General features: G+C 72.0%; 29 protein-coding genes. 16 read left to right on the top strand and 13 right to left on the bottom strand.

Annotated features, from left to right (window positions below; translation table 11 throughout):
• The first annotated feature begins 5 nt into the window (after positions 1–5).
• On the top strand, positions 6–566 hold the full coding sequence (locus tag ACYVOM_RS38495; RefSeq protein WP_460308560.1) for a DUF6328 family protein: 561 nt from the start codon (positions 6–8) through the stop codon (positions 564–566).
• On the opposite strand, the gene ACYVOM_RS38490 is transcribed toward ACYVOM_RS38495, so the two are convergent.
• Positions 527–916 (bottom strand): hypothetical protein, encoded by a 390-nt coding sequence (locus ACYVOM_RS38490; RefSeq protein WP_460308559.1) that lies wholly within the window; start codon positions 914–916, stop codon positions 527–529. The genes ACYVOM_RS38495 and ACYVOM_RS38490 overlap by 40 nt on opposite strands.
• A 151-nt stretch (positions 917–1067) precedes the next feature.
• Here ACYVOM_RS38490 and ACYVOM_RS38485 point away from each other — a divergent pair, with 151 nt between their 5' ends.
• The 3 genes from ACYVOM_RS38485 to ACYVOM_RS38475 all read left to right on the top strand — a co-directional run bounded on the left by ACYVOM_RS38485 (position 1068) and on the right by ACYVOM_RS38475 (position 3639).
• On the top strand, positions 1068–1403 hold the full coding sequence (locus tag ACYVOM_RS38485) for a hypothetical protein (protein ID WP_460308558.1): 336 nt from the start codon (positions 1068–1070) through the stop codon (positions 1401–1403).
• 117 nt (positions 1404–1520) lie between these two features.
• Entirely contained in the window at positions 1521–2348 is an 828-nt protein-coding gene (locus tag ACYVOM_RS38480) for an alpha/beta fold hydrolase (protein WP_460308557.1), read from the top strand.
• A gap of 151 nt (positions 2349–2499) precedes the next feature.
• Positions 2500–3639: a lipase family protein gene (locus ACYVOM_RS38475; RefSeq protein ID WP_460308556.1), complete on the top strand. Its 1140-nt coding sequence runs from the start codon at positions 2500–2502 to the stop codon at positions 3637–3639.
• Between the two features lie 4 nt (positions 3640–3643).
• Here the strand turns inward: ACYVOM_RS38475 and ACYVOM_RS38470 are convergent, their stop codons facing one another.
• The gene (locus ACYVOM_RS38470) at positions 3644–3817 is read right to left on the bottom strand and encodes a hypothetical protein (RefSeq protein ID WP_460308555.1); all 174 of its coding nucleotides are present in this window, start codon (positions 3815–3817) and stop codon (positions 3644–3646) included.
• A 196-nt stretch (positions 3818–4013) separates the two neighbouring features.
• On the opposite strand from ACYVOM_RS38470, the gene purB reads away from it, so the two are divergent.
• The 3 genes from purB (at position 4014) to leuC (ending at position 7660) form a co-directional block, all read left to right on the top strand.
• A complete protein-coding gene (gene purB / locus ACYVOM_RS38465) occupies positions 4014–5447 on the top strand; it encodes an adenylosuccinate lyase (protein ID WP_460308554.1) in 1434 nt (477 codons plus the stop codon).
• Positions 5448–5529: 82 nt separating this feature from the next.
• A complete protein-coding gene (locus tag ACYVOM_RS38460) occupies positions 5530–6162 on the top strand; it encodes a TetR/AcrR family transcriptional regulator (protein ID WP_460308553.1) in 633 nt (210 codons plus the stop codon).
• A 100-nt stretch (positions 6163–6262) separates the two neighbouring features.
• Positions 6263–7660 carry a 3-isopropylmalate dehydratase large subunit gene (gene leuC / locus ACYVOM_RS38455; protein WP_460308552.1) on the top strand — a complete coding sequence of 466 codons (1398 nt, stop codon included), beginning with the start codon at positions 6263–6265 and terminating at the stop codon, positions 7658–7660.
• Between the two features lie 150 nt (positions 7661–7810).
• On the opposite strand, the gene ACYVOM_RS38450 is transcribed toward leuC, so the two are convergent.
• From ACYVOM_RS38450 to ACYVOM_RS38435, 4 genes are all read right to left on the bottom strand, one after another.
• Positions 7811–8455 (bottom strand): hypothetical protein, encoded by a 645-nt coding sequence (locus ACYVOM_RS38450; RefSeq protein ID WP_460308551.1) that lies wholly within the window; start codon positions 8453–8455, stop codon positions 7811–7813.
• The gene (locus ACYVOM_RS38445; RefSeq protein ID WP_460308550.1) at positions 8452–8988 is read right to left on the bottom strand and encodes a SigE family RNA polymerase sigma factor; all 537 of its coding nucleotides are present in this window, start codon (positions 8986–8988) and stop codon (positions 8452–8454) included. The genes ACYVOM_RS38450 and ACYVOM_RS38445 overlap by 4 nt, the downstream gene beginning before the upstream one ends.
• A gap of 120 nt (positions 8989–9108) precedes the next feature.
• Complete coding sequence (locus ACYVOM_RS38440; RefSeq protein WP_460308549.1) at positions 9109–10074, bottom strand: peptidoglycan-binding domain-containing protein; 966 nt, start codon at positions 10072–10074, stop codon at positions 9109–9111.
• 142 nt (positions 10075–10216) lie between these two features.
• Entirely contained in the window at positions 10217–10933 is a 717-nt protein-coding gene (locus tag ACYVOM_RS38435) for a dihydrofolate reductase family protein (protein ID WP_460308548.1), read from the bottom strand.
• A 22-nt stretch (positions 10934–10955) separates the two neighbouring features.
• Between ACYVOM_RS38435 and ACYVOM_RS38430 the strand changes: the two genes are divergently transcribed.
• The 4 genes from ACYVOM_RS38430 to ACYVOM_RS38415 all read left to right on the top strand — a co-directional run bounded on the left by ACYVOM_RS38430 (position 10956) and on the right by ACYVOM_RS38415 (position 14818).
• Positions 10956–12011 carry an ATP-dependent DNA ligase gene (locus ACYVOM_RS38430; protein WP_460308547.1) on the top strand — a complete coding sequence of 352 codons (1056 nt, stop codon included), beginning with the start codon at positions 10956–10958 and terminating at the stop codon, positions 12009–12011.
• An 82-nt stretch (positions 12012–12093) separates the two neighbouring features.
• Complete coding sequence (locus ACYVOM_RS38425) at positions 12094–12627, top strand: hypothetical protein (RefSeq protein ID WP_460308546.1); 534 nt, start codon at positions 12094–12096, stop codon at positions 12625–12627.
• Between the two features lie 69 nt (positions 12628–12696).
• A complete protein-coding gene (locus ACYVOM_RS38420) occupies positions 12697–14142 on the top strand; it encodes an aldehyde dehydrogenase family protein (RefSeq protein WP_460308545.1) in 1446 nt (481 codons plus the stop codon).
• A gap of 142 nt (positions 14143–14284) precedes the next feature.
• On the top strand, positions 14285–14818 hold the full coding sequence (locus ACYVOM_RS38415) for a hypothetical protein (RefSeq protein ID WP_460308544.1): 534 nt from the start codon (positions 14285–14287) through the stop codon (positions 14816–14818).
• Here the strand turns inward: ACYVOM_RS38415 and ACYVOM_RS38410 are convergent.
• The gene (locus ACYVOM_RS38410; protein ID WP_460308543.1) at positions 14815–16089 is read right to left on the bottom strand and encodes an NAD(P)/FAD-dependent oxidoreductase; all 1275 of its coding nucleotides are present in this window, start codon (positions 16087–16089) and stop codon (positions 14815–14817) included. The genes ACYVOM_RS38415 and ACYVOM_RS38410 overlap by 4 nt on opposite strands.
• Positions 16090–16147: 58 nt before the next feature.
• Here ACYVOM_RS38410 and ACYVOM_RS38405 point away from each other — a divergent pair, with 58 nt between their 5' ends.
• Positions 16148–16354, top strand: a complete 207-nt coding sequence (locus ACYVOM_RS38405; RefSeq protein ID WP_460308542.1) for a hypervirulence associated TUDOR domain-containing protein — start codon at positions 16148–16150, stop codon at positions 16352–16354.
• Between the two features lie 33 nt (positions 16355–16387).
• On the opposite strand, the gene ligD is transcribed toward ACYVOM_RS38405, so the two are convergent.
• On the bottom strand, positions 16388–17431 hold the full coding sequence (ligD, locus tag ACYVOM_RS38400; RefSeq protein ID WP_460308541.1) for a non-homologous end-joining DNA ligase: 1044 nt from the start codon (positions 17429–17431) through the stop codon (positions 16388–16390).
• Positions 17432–17523: 92 nt separating this feature from the next.
• Here ligD and msrB point away from each other — a divergent pair, with 92 nt between their 5' ends.
• Positions 17524–17922: a peptide-methionine (R)-S-oxide reductase MsrB gene (gene msrB / locus ACYVOM_RS38395; protein ID WP_460308540.1), complete on the top strand. Its 399-nt coding sequence runs from the start codon at positions 17524–17526 to the stop codon at positions 17920–17922.
• Between the two features lie 107 nt (positions 17923–18029).
• Positions 18030–18677, top strand: coding sequence for a VanZ family protein (locus ACYVOM_RS38390; RefSeq protein ID WP_460308539.1), 648 nt, complete (start codon positions 18030–18032; stop codon positions 18675–18677).
• A gap of 119 nt (positions 18678–18796) precedes the next feature.
• Here the strand turns inward: ACYVOM_RS38390 and hemQ are convergent, their stop codons facing one another.
• From hemQ to ACYVOM_RS38375, 3 genes are all read right to left on the bottom strand, one after another.
• Positions 18797–19438 carry a hydrogen peroxide-dependent heme synthase gene (gene hemQ, locus ACYVOM_RS38385; protein ID WP_460308904.1) on the bottom strand — a complete coding sequence of 214 codons (642 nt, stop codon included), beginning with the start codon at positions 19436–19438 and terminating at the stop codon, positions 18797–18799.
• A gap of 47 nt (positions 19439–19485) precedes the next feature.
• A complete protein-coding gene (gene hemG, locus ACYVOM_RS38380; RefSeq protein ID WP_460308538.1) occupies positions 19486–20892 on the bottom strand; it encodes a protoporphyrinogen oxidase in 1407 nt (468 codons plus the stop codon).
• 124 nt (positions 20893–21016) lie between these two features.
• Complete coding sequence (locus ACYVOM_RS38375; protein ID WP_460308537.1) at positions 21017–21610, bottom strand: NADPH-dependent FMN reductase; 594 nt, start codon at positions 21608–21610, stop codon at positions 21017–21019.
• Between the two features lie 102 nt (positions 21611–21712).
• Here ACYVOM_RS38375 and ACYVOM_RS38370 point away from each other — a divergent pair, with 102 nt between their 5' ends.
• Positions 21713–22552 (top strand): helix-turn-helix domain-containing protein, encoded by an 840-nt coding sequence (locus ACYVOM_RS38370; RefSeq protein ID WP_460308536.1) that lies wholly within the window; start codon positions 21713–21715, stop codon positions 22550–22552.
• 6 nt (positions 22553–22558) lie between these two features.
• Here ACYVOM_RS38370 and ACYVOM_RS38365 read toward each other — a convergent pair whose 3' ends face one another.
• Positions 22559–23356, bottom strand: coding sequence for an alpha/beta fold hydrolase (locus tag ACYVOM_RS38365; RefSeq protein ID WP_460308535.1), 798 nt, complete (start codon positions 23354–23356; stop codon positions 22559–22561).
• Between the two features lie 57 nt (positions 23357–23413).
• On the opposite strand from ACYVOM_RS38365, the gene ACYVOM_RS38360 reads away from it, so the two are divergent.
• Complete coding sequence (locus ACYVOM_RS38360) at positions 23414–23887, top strand: MarR family winged helix-turn-helix transcriptional regulator (RefSeq protein WP_460308534.1); 474 nt, start codon at positions 23414–23416, stop codon at positions 23885–23887.
• A 6-nt stretch (positions 23888–23893) separates the two neighbouring features.
• Here ACYVOM_RS38360 and ACYVOM_RS38355 read toward each other — a convergent pair.
• On the bottom strand, positions 23894–24402 hold a 509-nt coding region (locus ACYVOM_RS38355), incomplete at its 5' end, for a sortase domain-containing protein (protein WP_460308533.1).

Below are 24402 nucleotides of genomic sequence, written 5' to 3'. Positions count from 1 at the left end.
GGACGATGTCCGCACGATCGGCGCCCCGCGAGCCGGGCGGCCGCGACGAGAGCGAGAGCCAGAGGCTCGATCGCAACTACGAGGAGCTGCTCCAGGAACTGCGGGTGGCGCAGACGGGGGTGCAGATCCTCTTCGCGTTCCTGCTCACGCTGCCGTTCCAGTACGGGTTCACCAGGACCTCGACGCTGGACCGGGCGGTCTTCCTCCTGACGCTGCTGTCCGCGACCGTCGCCACTGCGCTGCTGATCGCCCCCGTCGGCTTCCACCGCAGGGTCTTCCGGCAGGGCCGCAAGGGCGACCTCGTCCACGCGGCCTCGTCCTTCGCCCTGTTCGGGCTCGCCGCCCTGGCCCTGGCGATGTCCGGCGCCCTGTTCGTGGTGACGGACGTCGTCCTCGGGCTCGGCTGGGCGGCGGGCCTGTCGGCGGCGGCCCTCGCCGTCCTGGTCTTCTTCTGGTACTTCGCCCCGGTCTTCTGCGGCCGCCGCAAGCTCCGGTCGGACCGGGACGCTCAGCCTTCCCGGGACGCTCAGCCTTCCAGGTCGGAAGGGGGACGGCGCGGCCGGTAGCGGTCCGGGTCGTCGTCGCGCGGATTCCCGGTGACGCGGCCGCGGCGGGCCTCCCGCCCTGCGCGGGGCCCCTTCGCGGCGAGCTTGTCGCGCTCGGCCTGGCGCGGGTCCCCGGGCTTGCCTCCCACCTGCGCGCTGGAGCCCGTGCCCGCGTGCGGACTGCCCTGCGGCCCCTCCTCGCGCTCGGCGGCGGGCGGCTGCGGCGAGGCGGTCGCCTCCGCCGTGCGCTCGATGTCCGCCTGGTCCAGTTCCTCCGGCGGAACGCCGCGGTCCAGACCGCGCGCCACGCGGCGCGCCGCCTTCGCGGACTCCGGCTCGGGCGGCGGTTCCGGCTCGATCTTGGCTCCCATGGCGTCCTCCCTCGCGGCTCGTCCCTTACTCCCTATCCCCACCAGAACCCAACAAACAGCGACGAACTACACCTTTCACGGCACGGAGCCGGGGTAGGGCCACCTGCGGAACCGATGCGATAGGGAACCGATTCGGAGGAGGAGGCGCGTTATGCCCCGCCAAGACTGGAGCGACAAGCGAGAACGCCAGTACGAGCACATCAAGGAGTCCCAGAAGAAGCAGGGGCGCGGCGAGAAGCGCGCGAAGGAGGTCGCGGCCCGCACCGTCAACAAGAACCGCGCGCAGTCCGGCGAGGCCAAGTCGTCGAGCAGGCTCTCCCGCGAGGACACCTCCCCGCAGAAGCGCGGCGGACAGCGCTCGGGAACGGACCGGGAGAAGGGCCGCACCAAGGACCAGCTCTACAACGAGGCCAAGAAGAAGGGCATCGAGGGAAGGTCGAAGATGACCAAGGGTGAGCTCAAGAAGGCCCTGGGCGCCTCCGACTGACGAGGCAAACACAGCTTTGGCACCGATCTCCCCCACGTTGAGAGATCTCCTGGTTCAGTCGGAGAAGTTGGATTCGTCCGATTTCGCACCGCCGTCCGCTCGACCAGGAGGACGTTCATGGGCTTCGTGAAGATGCGCGATGGAGCAGAGATCTTCTACAACGACTGGGGCACCGGGCAGCCCGTCGTGTTCATCCACGGCTGGCCGCTCAACGGGGACGCCTGGCAGGACCAGATGAAGGTCGTCGCCGAGAACGGCTTCCGCGGCGTCGCCCACGACCGGCGCGGCCACGGCAGGTCCACCCAGACCTGGGGAGGCTACGACTTCGACACGTTCGCCGACGACCTCGCCCAGCTCATCGAGGGCCTGGACCTCCGCGACGTCGTCCTCGTCGCGCACTCCATGGGCGGCGGTGAACTCGCCCGCTACATCGGCCGCCACGGCACGGGACGGGTCGCCAAGGCCGTCCTGCTGTCGGCGATCCCGCCGGTGATGCTGCAGAGCGCCGGCAATCCCGAGGGCGTGCCGAACAAGGTGTTCGACGACATCAAGCGCGGCATCCACGAGGAGCGCTCGCAGTTCTGGCTCGACACCGCCGAGGGGTTCTTCAGCGCCAACCGGCCGCACAACCGGGTGACCCCGGGCAACAAGTACGCCTTCTGGTACATGGCGATGCAGGAGAGCATCAAGGCGGGCGTCGACTGCGTCACCGCGTTCGCCGAGACGGACTTCACCGAGGACCTCAAGAAGTTCGACGTGCCGACCCTCATCGTGCACGGCGACGACGACCAGGTCGTCCCGATCGACGCGACGGCCCGCAAGTCCGCGAAGCTCATCCCGAACGCCGAGCTCAAGGTCTATCCGGGCGGCTCCCACGGCATCGCCCTGGTGCCGGGGGACAAGGAGAAGTTCAACCAGGACCTCCTGGACTTCCTGCGCAGCTGACCCTGAGGAAAGGGGCGGGGCCGTCGGGCCCCGCCCTTTCCCGTCTCGGGCCCGCACCGGCCTTCCGAGGCCGACCCCCGCGCGGTCCGCGGTCCGCTAGCGGACAGCCGGGGCCCTGTCGTGGAGGGCGGAGCGGCGGTACAACCGCGGCATGAAGATCTTCCGGAGCACCGCCGCCCTCGTCGCCACCGCGAACCTCCTGTCCGCGGGCCTCACCGCGCCGGTGCGGGCCGAGGAACGCAGGACGGGCCCTGGGGCCGTGATCGAGGCCGCGAGGCTGGAACGGGCCCTGTGGCTCCCGGAGGCGGGCGCGGCCAAGCGGTTCCGGTACTGGACGCGGGACTCCCGCGGCCGGGCCGCGGTGAGCACCGGGATGCTGCACCTGCCCAAGGGCGAGGCCCCGAAGGGCGGCTGGCCGGTGGTGGCCTGGGCGCACGGGACCGTGGGGATCGGCGACTCGTGCGCGCCTTCCCGAACGGGCTTCTCCGAGCGGGACGTGCGCTACCTGTCGCGGTGGCTCGCCCAGGGATACGCGATCGTGGCCACCGACTACGTCGGGCTGGGCACCCCGGGCGTGGCCGCCTACGTCCATGGCCCGAGCGAGGCCGAGAACGTCGCCGACTCCGTCCGGGCCGCCCGCCGGGTCATGCCTTCGCTCGCCCGCAAGTGGGTGGTGGTCGGCCAGTCGCAGGGCGGCCACGCGGCCATGTTCACCCTGCACGCGGCCGCCGCTTACGCGCCCGAACTGGACTTCCGGGGCGGCGTCGCCACGGGCGTCGCGGCCAACTTGGAGAACCTCGTGCCGCTCGCCGGCCCCTACCTCCCCGACCTGCCCCTGCACGGCCTGACGACTTACTTCTCTTACGTGATGGCGTCCCTGCGCGCGAACCGGCCCGACCTCAAGATCGAGAGGTTCCTCACCGAGCGCGGGAAGGCCGTCGCGGACGACGCGCTGAGACTCTGCTACCCGGACATGTCGGCCGAGATCGAGGCCGAGGACGTGGGCATCGACGACCTCGTCTCCCGCCGGCTCGTCGACGGGAAGCTGGGCAGGGCACTCCGGGAGGCGCTGACGATCCCGGTCAAGGGCTACGGGGCGCCCTTCTACGTCGCCCACGGGGCGCGCGACACCGACATCCCCGCGGTGCTCGTGCTGAAGCTGGCCGCGGACCTGCGCCTGAACGGAGCCCCGCTGACGTTCCGGCTCTACCCGGGCGCCGACCACAGCGGGAACATGTTCGCCTCGCTGCCGGACACCGTCCCGTTCGTCCGCGGCCTGCTGCGGGGCTGAGCCGTCAGCGGGACGCCTCGTACCAGCGGTAGGGGATGCTCCAGTCCCAGTTCTCGGCCTCCAGGTGGTCTTCATGGCCGACCCAGTACGGGTCGAGGTAGCCGGCGTAGGCGTGGCCCATGGCCCGCAGCCAGGACACGGCGAGGCCGCCGAGGAAGGCCAGTGACGTGCTGAACATGTGCGCTCCGCGGGGGGTTCGGGGAGATCGTCCGGTGTCCAGGTTCCCGAGATTGACGGATATATCCGTCTAACCCGGGACACCAGTGTTGATGATCGGGGCCCCGGCTTCAATGGACATTCGCACAACACCTGCGCCGTTCTGGCCGACGGCCCTGACCTGGGACTCTCCGCGAAGGCCGATAGAATCGGGCAACGTGACCACCAAGCCCCGCATCCCCAATGTCCTCGCCGGCCGCTACGCCTCCCCCGAGCTCGCCTCCCTCTGGTCGCCCGAGCAGAAGGTGAGGCTGGAGCGGCGGCTCTGGCTCGCCGTCCTGCGCGCCCAGGCCGGGCTCGGGATCGACGTCCCCGAGCAGGCACTCGCCGACTACGAGCGGGTGCTGGACCAGGTGGACCTCGCCTCCATCGCCGAGCGCGAGAAGATCACCCGGCACGACGTGAAGGCCCGCATCGAGGAGTTCAACGCCCTCGCCGGTCACGAGCACGTGCACAAGGGCATGACCTCACGCGACCTCACCGAGAACGTCGAGCAGCTCCAGATCCGGCTCAGCCTCGTGCACGTGCGCGACCGCGCCGTCGCCGTGCTGGCCCGCCTCGGCTCACTGGCCGCCCAGTACTCGGAGCTGGTCATGGCCGGGCGCTCCCACAACGTCGCCGCCCAGGCCACCACCCTCGGCAAGCGCTTCGCCAGCGCCGCCGACGAACTGCTCGTCGCGCTCGCCCGGGTCGAGGACCTGATCGAGCGCTACCCGCTGCGCGGGATCAAGGGCCCGGTCGGCACCGCCCAGGACATGCTCGACCTCCTCGGCGGCGACTCCGCCAAGCTCGCCGAGCTGGAGAACCGCGTCGCCGAGCACCTCGGCTTCGCCTCCGCGTTCGTCAGCGTCGGCCAGGTCTACCCGCGCTCCCTCGACCACGACGTGCTGTCCTCCCTGGTCCAGCTGGCCGCCTCGCCGTCGTCGCTGGCCAAGACCATCCGGTTGATGGCCGGGATCGAGCTGGTCACCGAGGGCTTCAAGGAGGGCCAGGTCGGCTCCTCGGCGATGCCGCACAAGATGAACACCCGCTCGTGCGAGCGCGTCAACGGCTTCATGGTCATCCTGCGCGGCTACGCCTCCATGACGGCCGAGCTGGCGGGCGACCAGTGGAACGAGGGCGACGTGTCGTGCTCGGTGGTCCGCCGCGTCGCGCTGCCCGACGCCTTCTTCGCCGTCGACGGCCTGATCGAGACGTTCCTGACCGTCCTCGACGAGTTCGGGGCGTTCCCCGCCGTGATCTCCCGCGAGCTCGACCGCTACCTGCCGTTCCTGGCCACCACCAAGGTGCTCATGGCCGCGGTCAAGGCGGGCGTGGGCCGCGAGGAGGCGCACGAGGCGATCAAGGAGCACGCGGTGGCGTCCGCCCTGGCCATGCGCGAGCAGGGCAGCCCGGAGAACCAGCTCCTGGACCGCCTGGCCGCCGACGCCCGGATCCCGCTGGACCGCGCGGGCCTCGACGCGCTGATGGCCGACCGGCTGTCCTTCACCGGCGCCGCCGCGGCCCAGGTCGCCGCCGTCGCCGAGCGGATCGCCGAGGTCGTCAAGCGGCACCCGGCCGCCGCCTCGTACACCCCGGGCGCGATCTTGTGACGTCCCACACTTTTGACAACGACTGTTCCACTCTTTCGACGGAGGGGTCTTCTCGAGACGGGTGTTCTGTCAGGATGTCGGCATGAATGCCGTGCCGAGCCGCCGAATCTATGGCGGCGCGAGCCCTGAGGCCCGCGTCGCCGAGCGCCGGGCCCGCCTTCTGGAGGCGGGCCTGGAGCTCCTCGGCACCGAGGGCCTGCGCGGCACCACGGTGCGCGGCGTCATCGAGCGCGCGCGGCTCACCCCGCGCTACTTCTACGAGAGCTTCCAGGACCTGGACTCGCTGATCACCGCCGTCTACGACGGGGTCGTCGCGGACCTGCGCGAGGAGGCCCTGACCGCGCTGCTGGCGGCCGCCGACCGGACCACCGAGAGGGTGCGCGCGGTCGTCACGACGGTGGTCGACTTCTACGGCGACGACCCCCGCAAGGGCAGGCTCGTCCTCGCCGAGGCCATGGCCAGCCCGGTCCTCGCCGAGCGGCGCCTGGCCACGTCGCAGATGTTCGCCAAGATGATGACGGGCGAGCCGATCCTGCACAGTGATCCCAGCCGGGAGATCGTGATGGCCGCCCGCTTCATCGTGGGCGGCTTCAGCGAGATCCTCACCGACTGGCTCCAGGGCGACCTGCCCGCCGAGCGGCCCGATCTGGTCGACCGCTGCACGGCGCTGATCATGGCGACGCTCGTCTCGGCGGCCACCGCCGGTTCCGCCTGACCCCTCCCCTTCCGCCGCCGCCGTCCGGTGGGCTAGCCTTGCCGCGATGGCGTTTCGCAGGGCGATACGCCGTTTCCCCATACCCCCTTGGGAGGCGTCGATGGCCGGCCGGACCCTCGCGACGAAGATCTGGGACTCCCGTGCCGTGCGGCGCGCGGCGGGCCAGCCCGACCTGCTCTACATCGACCTCCACCTGCTGCACGAGGTGAGCAGCCCGCAGGCGTTCTCCGGGCTGCGCGCCGCGGGCCTGCGGGTGCGGCGGCCCGACCTCACCCTCGCCACCGAGGACCACAACGTCCCCACCGACGACCCGAGTGTGATCAGCGACCCGCTCTCACGCACCCAGGTCGACACCCTGCGCGCCAACTGCGCCGAGTTCGGCGTCCCCCTGCACTCGCTCGGCGACCCCGACCAGGGCATCGTGCACGTCATCGGGCCGCAGCTCGGCGTCGTGCAGCCCGGCATGGCGATCGTCTGCGGCGACTCCCACACCGCCACCCTCGGCGCGTTCGGGGCGCTCGCGTTCGGCATCGGCACCTCCGAGGTCGAACACGTCCTGGCCACCCAGACGCTGTCGTCACCGCCGTTCAAGACGATGGCCGTCACCGTCGAAGGGGACCTGCCGCAGGGCGTCGGGGCCAAGGACCTCGTCCTCGCCGTCATCGCCCGGCTCGGCACCGGCGGCGGGGCGGGGTACGGCATCGAGTACCGGGGCGCGGCCATCCGCGGGCTGTCCATGGAAGGCCGGATGACGGTCTGCAACATGACGATCGAGGCGGGCGCCCGCTACGGGATGATCGCCCCCGACGAGACCACCTTCGCCTACCTCAGGGGCCGCCCCCACGCCCCTTCAGGCGCCGCGTGGGACGAAGCCGTCGCCTACTGGCGGACCCTGCGCACGGACGACGACGCGGTCTTCGACGCCGAACTCGTCATCGACGCCTCCGCGCTCACCCCGTTCGTCACCTGGGGCACCAACCCCGGGCAGGGCGCGCCGCTCGGCTCCTCGGTCCCCGACCCCGCGTCGTTCCCCACCGAGGCCGAGCGCACCGCCGCCGAGCGCGCCCTCGCCTACATGGACCTCGCGCCCGGCACCCCGCTGCGCGACATCGCCGTCGACACGGTCTTCGTCGGGTCCTGCACCAACGGGCGCATCGAGGACCTGCGGGTCGTCGCCGAGGTGCTGCGCGGTAGGCGGGTCGCCGAGGGCACCCGGATGCTCGTCGTCCCCGGCTCGGCGCGGATCCGCCTCCAGGCCGAAGCCGAGGGCCTGCACGAGGTCTTCACGGACGCGGGCGCCGAGTGGCGCCACCCGGGCTGCTCGATGTGCCAGGCCATGAACGCCGACCGGCTCGCGCCCGGCGAGCGCAGCGCCTCGACCTCCAACCGCAACTTCGAAGGCAGGCAGGGCAAGGGTGGGCGCACCCACCTCGTCTCCCCGGCCGTCGCCGCCGCGACCGCCGTACGGGGCCGCCTCGCCGCCCCCGCGGACCTCTGACGGAGGCGGCCCCGCGCCGCGGCCGCCTCCGTCCCCGCCACCGCGCGCCGGCGGCGGAGCCTTGTCACCGAATCCTCGGCGGACCTCAGTCGGAGTCGCGCTCCTCGTCCTCCTGCTGGGCCTTGCTCTTGGTGAAGTGGATCCTGCCGATCATTGGACTACCTCCAGTTGTGCGGCCATCTCTACTGCCCTCGCGCGTGTGAGCCCGACCCCGATGACATCCACCAGCAGGCCGGCCTGCTGCTCGCACACGGCGCGCGCGGTCCTCTTCGTCACGACGCTGAACCCGCATCCCGCCCAGCGCGTGGAGCCGGAACCGGTGCCTCTCGACAAGAGCCCGTCGCCGTAGGTCTGGAGTGACATGCCCTGGATCACGGTGATCTGCACGGCTCGCCTGCTTTCGGCGTCGTACACCTTCCAGATCCGCCGCTTCCAGCCATCGGCCTCGTTCTGCTCGATCTCGGCGACCTCCGGTCCCGCGTCCACCACTCTCATGCCGTCGGGAAGGTTCCCCGGGACCGACCGCAGGTCCACGGCCTCGAGAGCGAACTCCGACGGGGCCGGGCGAGGCTCCGCAGCGGGAACACGCAGCACGACCGGAACGGTGACGGCCGCGGCGGCCGTCGCGAGCACGGCGAAGGACACGGTGAGCCCCCGGGGCGGGCGCCTGCGGCGCCTTCCCGCCAGGACCTGCGCGGCGAGGTCCGGCGGGGCCGCCACATCCCGCACGTCCTCCTCGACGCTCTCGCGGACGAGCGCGGCGAGACGCGCGGCGACCTCGTCTTCCGCCGTCATCGCCTTCCTCCCGCCATCTCGCACTCCGCGTCCGAGGACGGAGCGTCCGCCAGCTCCACCGATGCGCGCAGCGCGCGCATGGCACGGTGCGTCTGGCTCTTCACCGTGCCGACGGAGACCTCCATCAGCACGGCGGTCTCGGCCTCGGACAGTCCCTCCCAGTACCGCAGAACGATCACCGTCCGCTGTCCCGGTGACAGCCCGCGCAGCGCCCGCCGGACGGCGTCGCGCCGGACGTAGTCATCGAACGGGACCACGACGGGTTCCTCACCGCCGACCCGTTCCAGAAGGGTGAGCGCCCGGGTGCCGCTCCGCCAGCCGTCCTTCGCCGCGTTGACGATCGAGCGCCGCATGTACCACTCGGGATCACCCCGCCGGGAGATCCGCTTCCACTTCGGGAAGGCCCGCTCCAGCACGGCCTGGACCAGGTCCTCCGCGTGGTGGCGATCGCCGGTGAGGGCGGTTGCGAACCGGAGCAGCACAGTACCGCGATCCCTGACGAACCGCGTGAAGTCCGCCTCGGTCTCGTTCACAGGTCCCTCCCTCTGGCTGACATCCCATACACGTCCGGCGGCCTCCGGAGGTTGTCACGCGAATGCCCCCGAATCCCGGCGGGCTCGGGGGCACCCACGGACCCCACGGACGCCTGCGGCTCAGCAGAGCGAGGTGTAGGTGTACGCGATCTTCTTCGTGCCGCTGGAGTTGTAGTAGGCGTTCGAGCCCAGCCGCTGGAAGTAGACGAAGGAGCTCGTCCCCGCGTAGAAGACCTCCGAACCGAGGTTCGCCCACACGTTGTCGTCGGCGTAGCTACGGGTCTGCTGACCAACGATCCCGTCGACGCCGAGTCCCCACTTGCTCTGCCAACTGCGGGTGGCGGTCGCGGTGGCCGGACCGAAGGAGCAGTCGATGGTGATCGAGATGCCATCTGCGGCGAGGACCTTCTGCCACAACCACGTGTAGTTGCTGTTCGAGTAGGCGCAGCCGTTGCACAGCGTCGCCTCGTCACCCCAGTCGTCATTGGTGGCGTTCGCTCCGTCGACGAACTGGCTCGAAACCGAGCGCTCCGCCGCGCGCTTCGGCGGCACGGCCTTCTCGACGAGCCTGCGCACCTTGGCCGGGACCCGCGCGGTGTCTGCGGGCAGCGCCTTGACGACCTTCAGCAGCTCACCCCGGGTCACCGGCTCGCGGGCCACGACGCTGTAGTTGACGCCGCTCCGCTCGGTCCAGGTCGCGCCGAGCAGACCCGACGCACCGGGCACGCCGGTGTGCACGAAGCGGACCTTCCGGTTGCCCGCCTTGGCGCGCTTGACGGTGGTCGTCTGCACGACCCGTCCCGAGACGGTCTCGGGTGACACCTCATAGACCGCGCCCACCGCCCGCGAGACGGCGACGGTCTTCGCGCCGTGGAACTCCACGGTCTCCACGTTCGCCGTACCGCCTCCGGGGATCTCCCCGGGCACAGTGCCGGCGTTGTGCCCGGTCATCACCACGTTCGGCAGAGATTCGGTGACCGCTTGCTGTGCGCCTTCGACCAGATCGGGCGGCGCCGCGGCCTGGGCCGGGGAGACGAGGGCGAAGGCGAGAAGGGGGGCGGCAAGGACCGTGACGGCCTTGAACAAGACGACTCCTAAGACGCACCGTGCGGAAACGATGATCAGAGATTCCCGTTCTGGACCATCCAAGATCAAGATCGGAGGATGGCCTGTGATGGACATGTTGTACTTGTTTGTCCTGGAGACTCTGTTTCCACTGCGTCCGGTGTCAAGCGGTTCGGTGGCTCTTCGGTCGATAACGGAGGAAAAGCACGCCCTCGTCCTCGTAGACAGCGTCGAGAGCAAGCTCACGGCGCCCGTCCAGATCACCCACGAGCCTCGTGTGGTGCGGGGTGCCGAGCAGCGTCGGCGCGATGTTGAGGCACAGCTCGTCGACGAGGCCCTCGCGCAGGACCGACGTGGTGAGGCCCGGCCCGCCCTCGCACAGGAGGTGGCGGATGCCGTGCTCCTCGCGCAGCCTCCGCACGGCCAGGCGGAGGTCCACGTCGCCGTCGCCCGCCGAGACCACCCGCACATGCGACGGCGCGGGCGAGTGCGCCCCGTCGGAGGTGACGATGATCGGCTCGCCCTCGGCGAACAGCGCCGCCTCCCAGTCGAGGTCCAGCGACCGGGACACCACGATGATCGGCGCCGGCGGGCGGCCACGCCGGGCCGCCATCTCCTTGGTCAGCCGCGCGGGCTTGATCCGCCCGGTGCGGACCGTCGAGGCGCCGACCATGATCCCGTCGGCGAGGGCGCGCAGCGCGCGGAAGACCCGGAAGTCGGCGTCACCGCCCAGGCCGTCGGACCAGCCCTCCTCGTCGGTGGCCGACCCGTCGGCGCTCACCACCATGTGCACGCGCAGCCAGTCGCCCGCGACGCCGTACTCGTAGTACGGGTCGATGACCTCGTCTGGCCCACTGGGGTCCGGCAGCAGACGCCTCATGCGTCCCAGGTTATCTTGGGGCATGGACCTGCCGATCAGCCCGCCCGTCGCGCCGATGCTGGCCAAGGCGGTCAAGACCATGCCGCGGGGAGACCTTTACTACGAGCCGAAGTTCGACGGCTTCCGCTGCGTCGTCTTCCGGGACGGCGATGACGTCGTCCTGTCCAGCCGGGGCGAGAAACCGCTCACCCGCTACTTCCCCGACCTCGTCGAGACGGTCAGGGCCGAGCTGCCCGAGCGCTGCGTGATCGACGGCGAGGTGATCATCCGGCGCGGCTCGCGGCTCGACTTCGACGCCCTGTCCCAGCGCATCCACCCGGCCGATTCCCGGGTCAGGATGCTCGCCGAGCGGACCCCCGCCTCCTTCGTCGCCTTCGACGTGCTGGCCCTCGGCGACGAGACGTACTTCGAGACCCCGTTCAAGGAGCGGCGAGCGCTTCTGGAGCGGGCCCTTGCGCGGGCGAAGCCGCCGGTCCACCTCAGCCCGATCACCGACTCCTTCGACGTGGCCGAGCGCTGGTTCGCCGAGTTCGAGGGCGCCGGGCTCGACGGCGTCGTCGCCAAGGGCGTCGGGTTGCCTTACGCGCCGGACAAGAGGCTGATGTTCAAGGTCAAGCACGAGCGGACCGCCGACTGCGTCGTCGCCGGATTCCGGTGGCACAAGAGCGGCCCCGTCGTCGGGTCGCTGCTCCTCGGCCTCTTCGACGGCGACGGCGCCCTGCGGCACGTGGGCGTGGCCGCGTCGTTCACGATGAAGCGGCGCGAGGAGCTCGTGGGCGAACTGGAGCCGTACCGGATGTCCGACATAGCCGGGCATCCCTGGTCGGAATGGGCGTCCCAGGGCGAGGCGGACCGCATGCCCGGCGCGGTGTCGCGCTGGACCGGCAAGAAGGACCTGTCGTGGGTGGCGCTGCGCCCGGAACTCGTCTGCGAGGTCGCCTACGAGCACATGGAAGGCGACCGCTTCCGCCACACCGCGCGCTTCCGCCGCTGGCGCACCGACCGGACACCCGACTCGTGCACCTACGAGCAGCTCGAAATGCCCGTCGAGTTCGACCTCGACCAGATCCTCACCTAGCGGGGCGAACCGGGACTCGGCACGGCGCATCGGATGGGATGAACGCCCCAGTTCGAGAGATCTCCGAGAGAGATGAGTCCCCGTGCCCCGTCTGCTGGTCCTCACCGTCGCCGTCGCCTCGCTCGCCCTGGCCGGCTGCACCAAGGCCGACACCGACGGCGGGCTCCGCCCCGATCCGGCGGCGACCCCTTCGGCGTCCGACTCCCAGAGCGCCGCCCCGCAGGACGAGACCTCCGAGACCCCGCAGGACGGGACCGCCGACCCGGCGGGCATCGCCGAGTCGGGCGGCCCGCAGCCGAGCCCGGCGGCGTCGTCACCCACCGCGGTCATGTTCGCCGACGCCAGAGAGGCCGTGACCATCCTGCTCAGGGCGCGGATCGCCGGCGACAAGACCGCCGCGCTGATCGCGGCCGGCCCCCGCACCGTGGAGAAGGTCTTCGCCGCCTCCGCCCCCCTGTCCGACGAGCTCGACGGCTGCGAGGCCGGCAGCGAGCACGGCTACAGCTACGCCTTCGACTGCTACCGGCGCTACGAGGGCGGCTCCAGCCACTACCTCGTCGACCCGTACCCGGCCACCGGCTGGCGCGTCGTGAACTACGAGGCCATCGCGGACTGACGCCCCCGGGTTCCCTTCCCGCACAACCAAGCGTACGCTTGGTCCCGCTATCTCGCGGGAAGGGAACCGATGACCGAGATCAAGACCTATGCGCATCTGATCGGCGGCGAACTGCGCCACTCCGAGCAGACCCTCGACTCGGTCGACCCGGCCACCGGCGAGGTCTGGGCGCGCGTCCCCCGCGGCACCGCCCAGGACGCCGACGACGCCGTCGCCGCGGCCAAGAAGGCGTTCCCGAGGTGGTCGGCGATGTCGGCCCCGGCCCGCACCTTCATGCTCCGCAAGGTCGCCGAGGTCTTCACCGCGAACGCCAAGGAACTCGCCGCGCTCGAGACCCGCGACAACGGCCGGATCATCAACGAGACCGCCAAACTCGACCTGCCCGGCATGACGTACCTGTGGCAGAACGCCGCGGGCGAGGCGGCCCAGGCCGTCGAAGGCAAGTCGGTGATCTTCGGCCCGGGGAGCATGGGCTACACGCGGCGCGAGCCTTACGGGGTCGTCGTCGGGATCATCCCGTGGAACTCCCCCATCTCGACCTTCTCCGCCAAGGCCGCCTACGCGCTCGCCGCCGGCAACACCGTGGTGATCAAGACCGCGGAGCAGGCTTCGGTGTCGATGCTGCGGCTCGGCGAACTGCTCAAGGACGTGCTGCCCAAGGGCGTCCTCAACATCGTGTCCGGCCTCGGCGAGGAGGTCGGCGACCGGCTCGTGCGGCACAAGGACGTCGGCCGCGTCAGCCTGACCGGCTCCACCGAGACCGCCAAGCTCATCACCAGGGCCTCGACGGACTCCATCAAGCCGCTCACGCTGGAGCTCGGCGGCAAGTCGCCCAACATCGTCTTCGCCGACGCCGACCTCGACAAGGCCGCCGACGGCGTCTCCACCCGCGCGATCTTCACCGGCAACGCGGGCCAGGCCTGCCTCGCGGGCTCCCGCATCCTCGTCCAGCGGCCCGTCTACGACGAGCTGATCGGCAAGATCAAGGAGCGGATGGCGGCGATCCGCCTCGGCGACCCGCAGTCCCCCGAGACGACCATGGGCCCGATCGTCTCCCGCGAGCAGTACGAACGGGTCCTCTCCTACATCGAACTCGGCCAGAAGGAAGGCGCCGAACTCCTCTACGGCGGACGGCACGGCGCCGACCTCGTCCCCGCCGAGTTCGCCGGAGGCTACTGGGTGGAGCCCACCCTTCTGGCGACCACCGACAACTCCCTGCGCGTCTGCCAGGAGGAGATCTTCGGCCCCGTCGCGGTCGTGCTGCCCTTCGACACCTACGAAGAGGCCATCGCGATAGCCAACGACTCCCCTTACGGCCTCGCCTCCGGCGTCTGGACGAAGTCCCTGGCCACCGCCCAGCGCGCCGCCCAGGACATCCAGGCCGCCTACGTCTGGGTCAACACCTTCCGCCGCGTCGCCCCCGGCCTGCCCTTCGGCGGCTGGAACGACAGCGGCTACGGCCACGACGCCCTCCTCGACAACACCCGGGAGAAGTCGGTCGTTCTGGACCTCTAGGCGCCCGTGCCGCACTGCTCCGGACGGGCGGCGCGGCACATCCGGTTAGCCCGAAAGCCGCAAGAGCCCCCATAATGCGGAGCTTTGCATGATCGGGCAGCAGCGGGCCACCGTCCGCCCCGGTCGTGCGGGGGAGGCGGAGATGACACCGGATCGCATCGGAGTGCTCGTCGGCGCGGTGTTCGGGCTCGTGTGGGTGGAGGTGAACGCGGGCGCGGCGGGCGCCCCGGTGGACCTCGTGCTGCGCGTCGCCGGAGCCGTCGCCTTCCTGGCCGTTCTCGCGGGCCTGTGGCGCGCCCGCGGAGCCGCCCCGCCCGACGGCGCGGGACGGCCGGGCTTCGGACCCGGCTACCGGCTGGTGCTCGCCGTGGAGCTCGCCGCCTTCCTCGGCGGCAACGCGCTGCTCAACGGTCCCCTCGGCCTGCCGGACGCGGTGCCCGCCTGGATCGCGTTCGTGGTCGGCGCGCACTTCGTCGCGCTCGCCCGCGTGTGGCGGGAGCCGTCGATCGGCTGGGTCGGCGGGGCTGCCGCCCTCCTCGGCGCGATCGGCGTCGGCATGGCGGTGGCCGGCGCGTCCGGCGACGCGATCGCCCTGACGGCCGGGGTCGGCACGGGGGCCGTCCTCCTCGGCGGCTGCGGCTGGACGGTCCTGCGCGGTCCGGCCCGCCCCGCCTAGCCGTGCGCCGAGGCCAACCGCCCGTCGAGGCGGACCAGGTCGGTCTCGGCCAGGCCCGCGGCACGCCAGCCGCTGGTCAGCGCGCCCTGGACGGACGGACTGTCGCGGTGGTCGCCGGCCACGTAGACGCCTTCGGCGACGCGTGCGGGGCGGCGCAGGCGGTGCGTGGGCGGCGCGGCGTCCGGCAGGGCCTCGGGGATGCGGACGGTCGCCACGTGCTCCCAGTCCGCGGTCCGCGCCCCGAACAGGCCGGCCAGCTCGATGCGGACGGCCCGCTCGTCGGCGTCCGCGGCGACGAGCGTCGAGGCGATCAGGGCGCGGCCCGGCGGCGCGTAGGACGGCACCGCGTCGCTCACCACGACGCTGTTGACGACGCCGCCGCCCGACCGCCGTCCGTCCCCGTTCACGTACAGGACGGGTTCGGCCGCCGGAGAGCGCGGAGCGGCGTGGTAGACGGTCGTCAGCGGGTGCATGCGCGGCGCGGGAAGGTCGGGCAGCAGGGCGGCTGCCGTCCGCGGATCGGTCGCGACGATGACGGCCCGGGCGGTGATCCGGCCCGCCGAGGTGAGGACCGCGGTGCCGTCCAGCCGCTCGACCCGCTGCGACAGGTGGATCCACCCGGCGGGCAGCCGCGCGGCCAGCGCCTCGGGCACCGCGGCGACGCCCGCCGCGGGAAGCCCGATCCTGCCGCGCGCGAACGAGCGGACGACCATGGCCAGGACGTGCTCGGAGACGCGCAGGTCAGGATCGGCGAACACCCCCGCGAGATACGGCCGCACCAGCCCGTCGACCATCTCCGGGGAGAGCCCGGCCAGCGCGTCCGCCGCGGTGCGCTCCGGCCCGTCCAGCAGGCGCTGCGGCGGCAGGCCCGCGTACCGGGCCAGCAGAGCGGCGAGCGCCGCCTGGTCGGCCGCCGAGCCGATCCGGTGCCCCGCCAGGCCCCGCAGCATGCCCGGGAGGCCGCGCGGGTCGCGGAACGGGTGCGCGTACCGGACCAGGGCGCCCCGGTGCCGTACGAGGACTCCGGCGCGGAAGAAGCCCAGGTGCAGCGCGTCGAGGTCGACCAGGGAGGCGAGGCGCGGATAGGCGGTGTTGACCACCTGGAAGCCCCGGTCGAGGGTGAACCCGTCGACCTCGTCCGTGGCGACCCGCCCGCCCACCCGGTCGGCGGCCTCGAGCACCAGGAAGTGCCGGCCCGACCGGTGCAGCCTTCGCGCCGCCGCCAGCCCCGCCATCCCCGCGCCGATGATCAGCACATCCGTATCCGTCATAACGTGCGCTTACCCCCGTATCACCCGCTGTTTTCCCCGCTTCGGGTACGACTTCCCCATGACCGAGTTCAGGAGGGGCGACCGCGTCCGGTGGAACTCCCACGGCTCCACCGCCGAAGGCACCGTCCTCAAGAAGATCACTTCCGACACCGAGGAGGCCGGCCGGACCGTCCGGGCCTCCCCCGACGACCCTCAGTACCTCGTGCGCAGCGAGGCGTCCGGCGGCACCGCCGTCCACCGGCCCGACGCGTTGCGCCGGGCCTGATCTGGTTTCTGGCCCTCCTGGCCGTTGGCCCTTCTAGTCCTTGGCCTTGCTCGGCTGGACGCGCTTCGGCTCCCCGGGCATCTTCGGATAGTTGGGCGGATAAGGCATGTCGCCGAGGCCGCGATCCTTCTCGTCCTGGTCGGCCATGTCCAGCAAAGACTCCAGGGAGAAGGCGGCGTCGTCTATGGCGGCGTGCCTATCGCCGACCTCCGCGAACCTCGCGGGCATCGTCTTGACGGTGAAGTCGGCCGGATCCGCGTCGTCGAGCTCGTCCCAGAGGAGCGGCGCCGAGACCGGCGCGTTCGGCCGGGCCCGCACGCTGTAGGCGGAGGCGATCGTCCGGTCCCTGGCATTCTGGTTGTAGTCGACGAAGACCGTCTCGCCCCGCTCCTCCTTCCACCACTTCGTCGTCACCGTCTCGGGCATCCGCCGCTCCAGCTCACGGCCGAACGCGAGAGCGGCCCGCCTGACCTGGGTGAAGCTCCAGCGCGGCTCGATCCGGACATAGATGTGCAGACCCCTGCCGCCCGACGTCTTCGGGAAGCCCGTCATGCCCAGTTCGTCCAGCAGCGGCAGCACGCCCTCCCGGGCGACCCGGACGGTGTCGGAGAAGTCGCGGCCCGGCTGCGGGTCGAGGTCGATCCGCAGCTCGTCGGGGTGGTCGACGTCCGCGGCGCGCACGGGCCACGGATGGAAGGTGATCGTGCCGAGGTTCGCCGCCCAGGCGACGACCGCGAGCTCCGTCGGGCGCACCTCGTCGGCGGAGCGGCCGGAGGGGAAGTCGATCCTCGCCGTCTCGACGTAATCGGGCGCGCCCTTGGGGACCCGCTTCTGGTAGAAGGCGTCGCCGCCGCTCGGATCGGCCCGGGTGGACATGACGGCCCCCTCCACCACCCCGCCCGGCCAGCGCTCCAGGGTCGTCGGACGCTCCCGCAGAGCGCGCAGGATGCCTTCGCCGACCGACAGGTAGTAGGAGACGAGATCGAGCTTGGTCAGCCCCGCCTGGGGAAAATACGGCTTGTCCGGGTTGGTCACCTTGACGATCCGGTCGCCCACAGGCAGTTCGAGGAAGGCCATGGTCCACGCCTACCCTCAGGGAACACCCGCAACCCGTCCAAGGTTGCACCCGATGGCAACCTCTGGACAGGAAGGGAAGTAGCGTGCCGGGCATGGAGAAAGTCCACAAGACCGAGGGCGAGTGGCGGGCGATCCTCAACCCCGAGGAGTTCCGCGTCCTGCGCCAGGCGGGGACCGAGCGCCCCTACGTCGGCGAGTACACCGACACCAAGACCGTCGGCGTGTATCACTGTCGCGCCTGCGGGGCCGAGCTGTTCCGCTCGGAGACCAAGTTCGACAGCCACTGCGGCTGGCCGTCCTTCTACGCCCCGACCGACTCCGACGCGGTGATCCTGCGCGAGGACGACTCCCTCGGCATGCACCGGGTCGAAGTGCTGTGCGCGGCCTGTGATTCGCATCTCGGCCACGTCTTCCACGGCGAGGGCTACGGGACGCCGACCGACGACAGGTACTGCATCAACAGCGTCTCGCTGCGCCTCGAAGAGGCCTGACGCCCGATCCGGGCCCCGTCCTGACCGGGCCCGGACACACCTTGACCGTCCTGTTCATTGAATATCGCCTTATCTATCCGGGAATGAGGGTTTCCGGGAGGCTGACCTTGAGCGGCGAGACGGCGAAGGCGACGGGCACGATGCGCACCTGGTTCACGCGGGCGGAGCCCGCCGAGGCCACGGAGCCGAAGGAACCCGCGCGGCGCTTCTGGCGCCGCGCGCCGAAGGCGGAGGCGGAGCCGAAAGCTGCGCCGCCACGCCGGAAGAGCCGGGGCCTGCTGCGGCGGACCTTCCGGTTCCTCACCGCGGTCGTCACCCTCGCCGCCCTCGTGGTGTTCTTCTACTGGGCGTACCGGTTCACCCTCACGCCCGTCCCCGACCCCAACGGCTGGGCCATCGGCAACGGCGAACCGGGCAAGACCCTGCGCTTCTACCTGGACCGCCCCAGCGTCAAGGAGGCCGTCCACGCCATCGGCGGCAACCTCGCCCTCCTCGCGCCCCTCGGCCTCATGCTCCCGATCCTCTTCAGCCGCCTCCGAGGCCCCCTGCGCCTCACGATCGTGGGCGCCTGCCTCTCCTTCTGCATCGAGATCGTCCAGCACTACTTCGTCGCCGGCCGCACCTTCGACGTCGACGACATCATCCTCAACTCCGTAGGCGTCCTCCTCGCCTACCTCCTCATCGGCAAGCGCGCCAGCCGCCTCATCCACGGCCGCAAACGCCCCCTGACCGCCCGCCTCTTCGGCCGCCCCTGACAGCGCGGACGCGCCCCGCGCTCCCTCGGCGAGAATCCTCGTCCGGGTACGGACGCGGCCCTGCCCGTCGGTGACGGGCAGGGCCGGGTAAGCGCGCAGGGCCGGGTGGAGCGCAGGGGCTACGGGAGTTCGGTCACCAGTTCGGTGACGGACTTGCGGCGGCCGGTGTAGAAGGGGACCTCTTCGCGGACGTGGCGGCGGGCCTCGGAGGCGCGCAGGTGGCGCATCAGGTCGACGATGCGGTGGAGTTCGTCGGCCTCGAAGGCGAGCATCCACTCGTAGTCGCCGAGAGCGAAGCTGGACACGGTGTTGGCGCGGACGTCGGCGTAGCCGCGGGCCATCTTGCCGTGCTCGGCGAGCATCTGGCGGCGCTCGGCGTCCGGCAGCAGGTACCACTCGTAGGAGCGGACGAACGGGTACACGCAGACGTACGCGCGGGCCTCCTCGTCAGCGAGGAACGCCGGGATGTGGCTCTTGTTGAACTCCGCGGGCCGGTGCAGCGCCATGTTCGACCACACCGGGGTGGAGTTGCGGCCCAATTCGGTGCGGCGGAAGCGGTGGTAGACCTCCTGGAGGTCGTCGCTGCTCTCGGCGTGCCACCAGAACATGTAGTCGGCGTCGGCGCGCAGGCCGGCCACGTCGTAGAGACCGCGGGTCGTGACGTCCTTGGCCGCGTAGCCTTCGAGGAGGTCCTGGACCTCGGTCGCGACTGCGCTGCGGTCGCCCTCGGGCAGGCCGTTCGCCTTGAACACCGACCACATGGTGTAGCGGATGACCTGGTTGAGGTCGCGGGCCTTGGGCTTGTCGGTCACGGTTGCACTTCCCTCAGCTGATCGATGATGCGGACGGCCGCCGCCTTGGCGGTGGCCAGGCAGGCGGGGACGCCGACCCCATCGTAGGCCGCCCCGCAGACGGCGAGCCGGGGGTGCCCCGCCACCGCGCTCCGGGTCCTGGCGACGCGGTCGAGGTGCCCCACGTTGTACTGCGGAAGTCCCCCGCCCCACCGGGTGATCCGGGCGTCCACGGGCAGTTCCCGGACGGCGCAGGTGTCGGCCAGCTCCGCCATCGCGGCGGCCTTCAGCTCGGCGTCGTCGCGCTGCAGCGTCCGTTCCTCGCCGAACCTGCCGATCGACGCGCGGACCAGCACCAGGTCGGGGTCCGTCTCGGTGAGCGAAGGCCACTTCACCGAACTGAACGTCACCGCCTTCACCTGGCGGCCTTCCACCGGCGGCACGAGGTAGCCCGAGCCCTTCGGACGCTCGGGGAAGGCCGAGGCCCGGTAGGCGAGGCTGATGATCGCCATGCTGGCGTACTCGATGCCCGCCAGTTCCGCCGACGCGGTGGGCGCCTCGGCCGCGAGCAACCGTGCCGCCGGGGCCGCAGGGACCGCCAGGACGACCGCGTCCGCGTCCACCGGCACGGGCGCCGTCTTCGGGCCGAGGACGACCCGCCATCCTTCGGGCGTCCGGTGGAGCTCCTGCGCCATCGCCTCCGTCCGGATCTCCACGTCGTTCTTGACGAGGACCTCCGCGAGGAGGCCGGGCAGGGAGCCCATCCCGTCGCGCATCGTGGTGAAGACGGGGCCCTGGTTCTTCGGGGCGGCCTCCGTGATCGCCTTCGCGGCCTGGATGAGGGAGCGCTGACCGAGGCTGGCGTGGGCGAGCTGCGGGAGCGTCGCCTCGAACGACAGCAGCTCCGACCGGCCCGCGTACACGCCGCCCAGCAGGGGTTCGACGAGCCTGTCCACGACGTCGCGGCCGAGGCGGTCGCCCACGTAGTCGGCCACCGAGAGGTCGCCGCCGCGCGGGGTCGGCCTGCGCGCCAGGTCGAGGGCGGCCCGCGCGACGCCCGCGGCGTCGAGGACGCCGGACTGGGCGAGCGCCGTCAGGTCGGACGGCACCCCCATCACCTGCCCGGCGGGGAACGGCTTCAGCCCGCCATGGCTGTAGATCGACGACGAAGCCGTGCCCGGATACCGCAGCAGATCGTCGAGGCCGAGGTCGGCGACCAGCCCCACGGCCTCGGGCCGCCGGGCCAGCATCGACTCCGCCCCCTCGTCCAGGGGCACCCCGGCCAGCTCGCTGACCTTGAGCTTCCCGCCGAGCCGGCGCCCGCCTTCCAGCACCGTCACGCGCAGCCCCGCCCGGCTCAGGTGCCAGGCCGCGCCCAGCCCCGAGATCCCTCCACCGACGACCACCACATGCTTCGACTTCACCCCTCCACCATGGCAGAACCGGCGCGGTGTCCCGCCCGCACCCCCGTGTGAGAACACAGACGGTCGCGAGGGACCATCGCCCCTGTGCGGCCGGGCGGGGGCGGCGTAGGGGCCGGGGCCGCGATCAGTCCGGGTACGGGCGGCGGGCCTTGGCCTCGGCCAGCGACCTGGCCCACCAGTCGAGCTGCCCGAGCAGCTGCTTGGCCGCGGTGTCGGCGTCCTCGCCGAAAGCGAAGGAGCCGTCCTCGCCGAACCGCTCCCAGTAGGAGGCGAAGGAGACCTGGTCGCGGACGGTCACCGCGTGGAGCTCGGCGAACACGCCCCTCAGGTGCTCGACGGCCCTCAGCCCGCCCGACACCCCGCCGTAGGAGACGAACCCGACGGGCTTGGCCTTCCACTGGGTGAAGTGCCAGTCCACGAGGTGCTTCACGGAGGCCGGGTAGCTGTGGTTGTACTCGGGGGTGACCACCGCGAAGGCGTCGGCGGCCTCCAGGCGGGGCGTGATCCGGCCGATCGCCGCGACGACCTCGGCGGAGGGTTCCGTGCTCTTGTCCGGGAGGGCGATCGGTAGGTCGGTGTGCTCGGCGGCGTCGATGAGGTCGACCTCGAAGGAGGCCGCGGCGTGGGCGGCGAACCAGTCGGCGACCACGGGGCCGAACCGGCCGTCGCGGACGCTGCCGACGATCACCGCGAGCTTGAGGGGTGCTTCAGTAGTCATGGGGACCAGAGTGCCGCCGGGGTCCGCGGCTAGGGAGACCGCGCCGAGACTGGCCCTGCCGGGGCCACGATCCGGCCGGCGCCGCCGAGTAGATTCGGGCGCATGGCCGACAACGAACTCGGTGCCTTCCTGCGGCAGCGGCGCGAACTCCTCACCCCCGAGGCGGTCGACCTGCCGACGGGGCCCCGGCGCCGCACCCCCGGGCTCCGCCGGTCGGAGCTGGCGATGCTCGCGGGCGTCAGCGTCGAGTACCTGACGCGGCTGGAGCAGGGCCGCGACCGCAATCCCTCGCCGCAGGTCCTCGGCGCCCTCGCCGACGCGCTCCGCCTCGACCGCGAGGCGCGCATGTACCTCCAGTTCGCCGCCAAGTCCGCAGGCGGGCATCCGGCCCCGTGCGCGGCCTTCGACCCGCCGGCCAGCGAGGTCAGGCCCGCGCTGCACGCGCTCGTGCGAGCCCTGGAGCCGACCCCGGCCGTCCTGCTCAACCGGATCAGCGACGTGCTCGCCCACACCGCGGCCTACGCGCGCTTCGCGGGCCCGCTGGGCGTGCTGGACGGCCCCGAGCCGAACCTCCTGCGGTGGATCTTCACCGATCCGCGCGCCAGGGAGGCCCACCCCGACTGGGACGCCAGGGCCGACGCGGAGCTCTCCGCGGTCCGCCTGACCTCCGCGCCGGACGACGACCATCTGAACTCCCTCGCCGCCGAGCTCGCCGTCCTCGCCGGGGCGGCTTTCAGCGACAGGTTCCGCCCGGCGCCCGTCTCCTACCCCCGCCCGTCGGTGGAGACGGTCCGCCACCCGGAGGCGGGCTCGCTGCGCCTGCACCTTGAGGTGCTCGCCGCCGCCGAGGACCACCGCCTCCTGGTGCACCTGCCGGCCGACGCGCCCACCGAGCTGGCCCTCGGCCGCCTCATCGGCAAGGGCGCGCTGCGCTCGGCCTGAGCGCGCTCACAGCCCGGCCAGGAACTCCGCCAGGTGAGCGGTGAAGCGCTCCGGGCGCTCCATGTTCGGGTAGTGGGCCGCGCCGTCGATCCGGATCCCGCGGCCCCGCCGGACCGTCGAGACGAGCCGGTCCGCCATCGCGAGGTGGTCGGCCGCGTCGAGCGCGCCGCAGAGCGCCAGGACGGGCTGCTCGATCCGCGCGGCCCTGCGCCAGGTGTCGGCGACGGGGACGAGCACGCCCGGCTCGCCCGCCGTGTGCTTGGCCATGGTCGCCCCGGCCATCGCGCGCAGCCGGGCGACGACCTCCGGGGCCACGTCGCCGAGCGTGCGGCGCGGCCCCGCGGCGAACGCGAGGAACGCCTCCACCGAGCCCGGGAGGTCGCCCCCGGCCATCGCTGCCTGCCAGCGGCCCAGCACGTCGCGGGTCCAGGGGTCGGTGAAGGACGGCTCGCTCGTCCCGGCCCCGCTGACGACGACCGCCTCGACCAGCTCCGGGTACTCCAGGACCAGGTCCACGGCGGTGCTCGCGCCCATCGAGACCCCCACGCAGACGACGGGCCCGGCGTCCAGGCGCCGGATCAGCGCGGCGGCGTCGTCGACGTGCCGGAACGGCCCGGCCGCGTTCGCCGACCGCCCGTGGCCGCGCGCGTCGGGCGCGATGACGCGGTGGCCCGCGGCGGCCAGGCCCGGTGCCTGGTCGTCCCACATGCGGTGGTCGAGGAAGCCGCCGTGGAGGAGGAGGACGGGGCGGCCCGCGCCCGTGTCGGTCCAGAAGAGGTCGCCGGTGCTCGCTGCGGTAATCATGACAACCAAGGTGTCATTTTTGCGTGAAGATGACAACCCAGGTGTCATGATGGGCGGGTGACCGACAGGGAGATCCCGCTCGCGCCAGAAGCCCTCGCCGAACGCCTCGCCGAGGTCTTCGACCTCGTCGGGCCGGTCTACCGGCGCGCCCAGCGCAAGGTCGAGGGCTACCTCCCCGGAGAGGAGATGTCCGTCGGGGTGCGCGCCGTGCTCACCCTCCTGGCCGAACACGGTCCCCTGACCGTCCCGCAGATGGGCCGGGAGCTGGCGCTGAGCCGCCAGTTCGTGCAGCGCATGGTGAACGACGCGCTGGCGCGGGAGCTGGTGGAGCTCGCGGAGAACCCGGCGCACCGCAGGTCCTCCCTGGTCCGGCCGACCCCGGCGGGGACCTCGGCGATCACCGGGCTGCTCGCGCGCGAGCGGGAGATGCTGGCGGCCGTCGGCGGCGGTCTCACGGCCGCCGACCTCGACGGGTGCGTGCGCGTCCTCGCGCGACTGCTGCGGTTCCTCGACGACGCCGATCCCTCCTGAAACCCGTCAGCTCCGCAGGGCGGCGTACACGACGACGTTGTCCCGGTAGGAGCCCGCCGCCCGGTCGAAGGGGCCGCCGCAGGTGATGAGGCGCAGCTCCGGCGACTCCGTGGGCCGGTAGACGGAGTCGGGGACGGCCGCCTTCCGATGGTGCTCCAGGCGCCGGACGGCGAAGGAGAAGGTCTGCGAGCGGTCGGTGTCCACGTGGACGACGGCGCCCGGAACCAGGTCGGGAAGGTGGTGGAAGACGGCGGGGCCCGACCGCGAGTCGACGTGCCCGGCGATCACCGCCGCGCCCGGCTCGCCCGGCTCGGGACCCGAGCGGTTCCAGCCCGCGACGTCGAACCGGGCGGGCGCGATGAGCCGGTCGCGGCGGTCGAGGCCGAGCGGGACGAGCGCGGTCGAGAGCCCGATCGCGGGGATCCGCAGGCGCACCGGCGCGCCGACCCTCGCCGCGCGGTCCGCGCCCGGCGCGGCGCGCCGCCGGGGGCCCCGCGCCCCGCCCGCGGCGTCCG

It is taken from the genome of Actinocorallia aurea (assembly GCF_054783995.1).
This window is presented reverse-complemented; position numbering and strand designations above follow the sequence as displayed.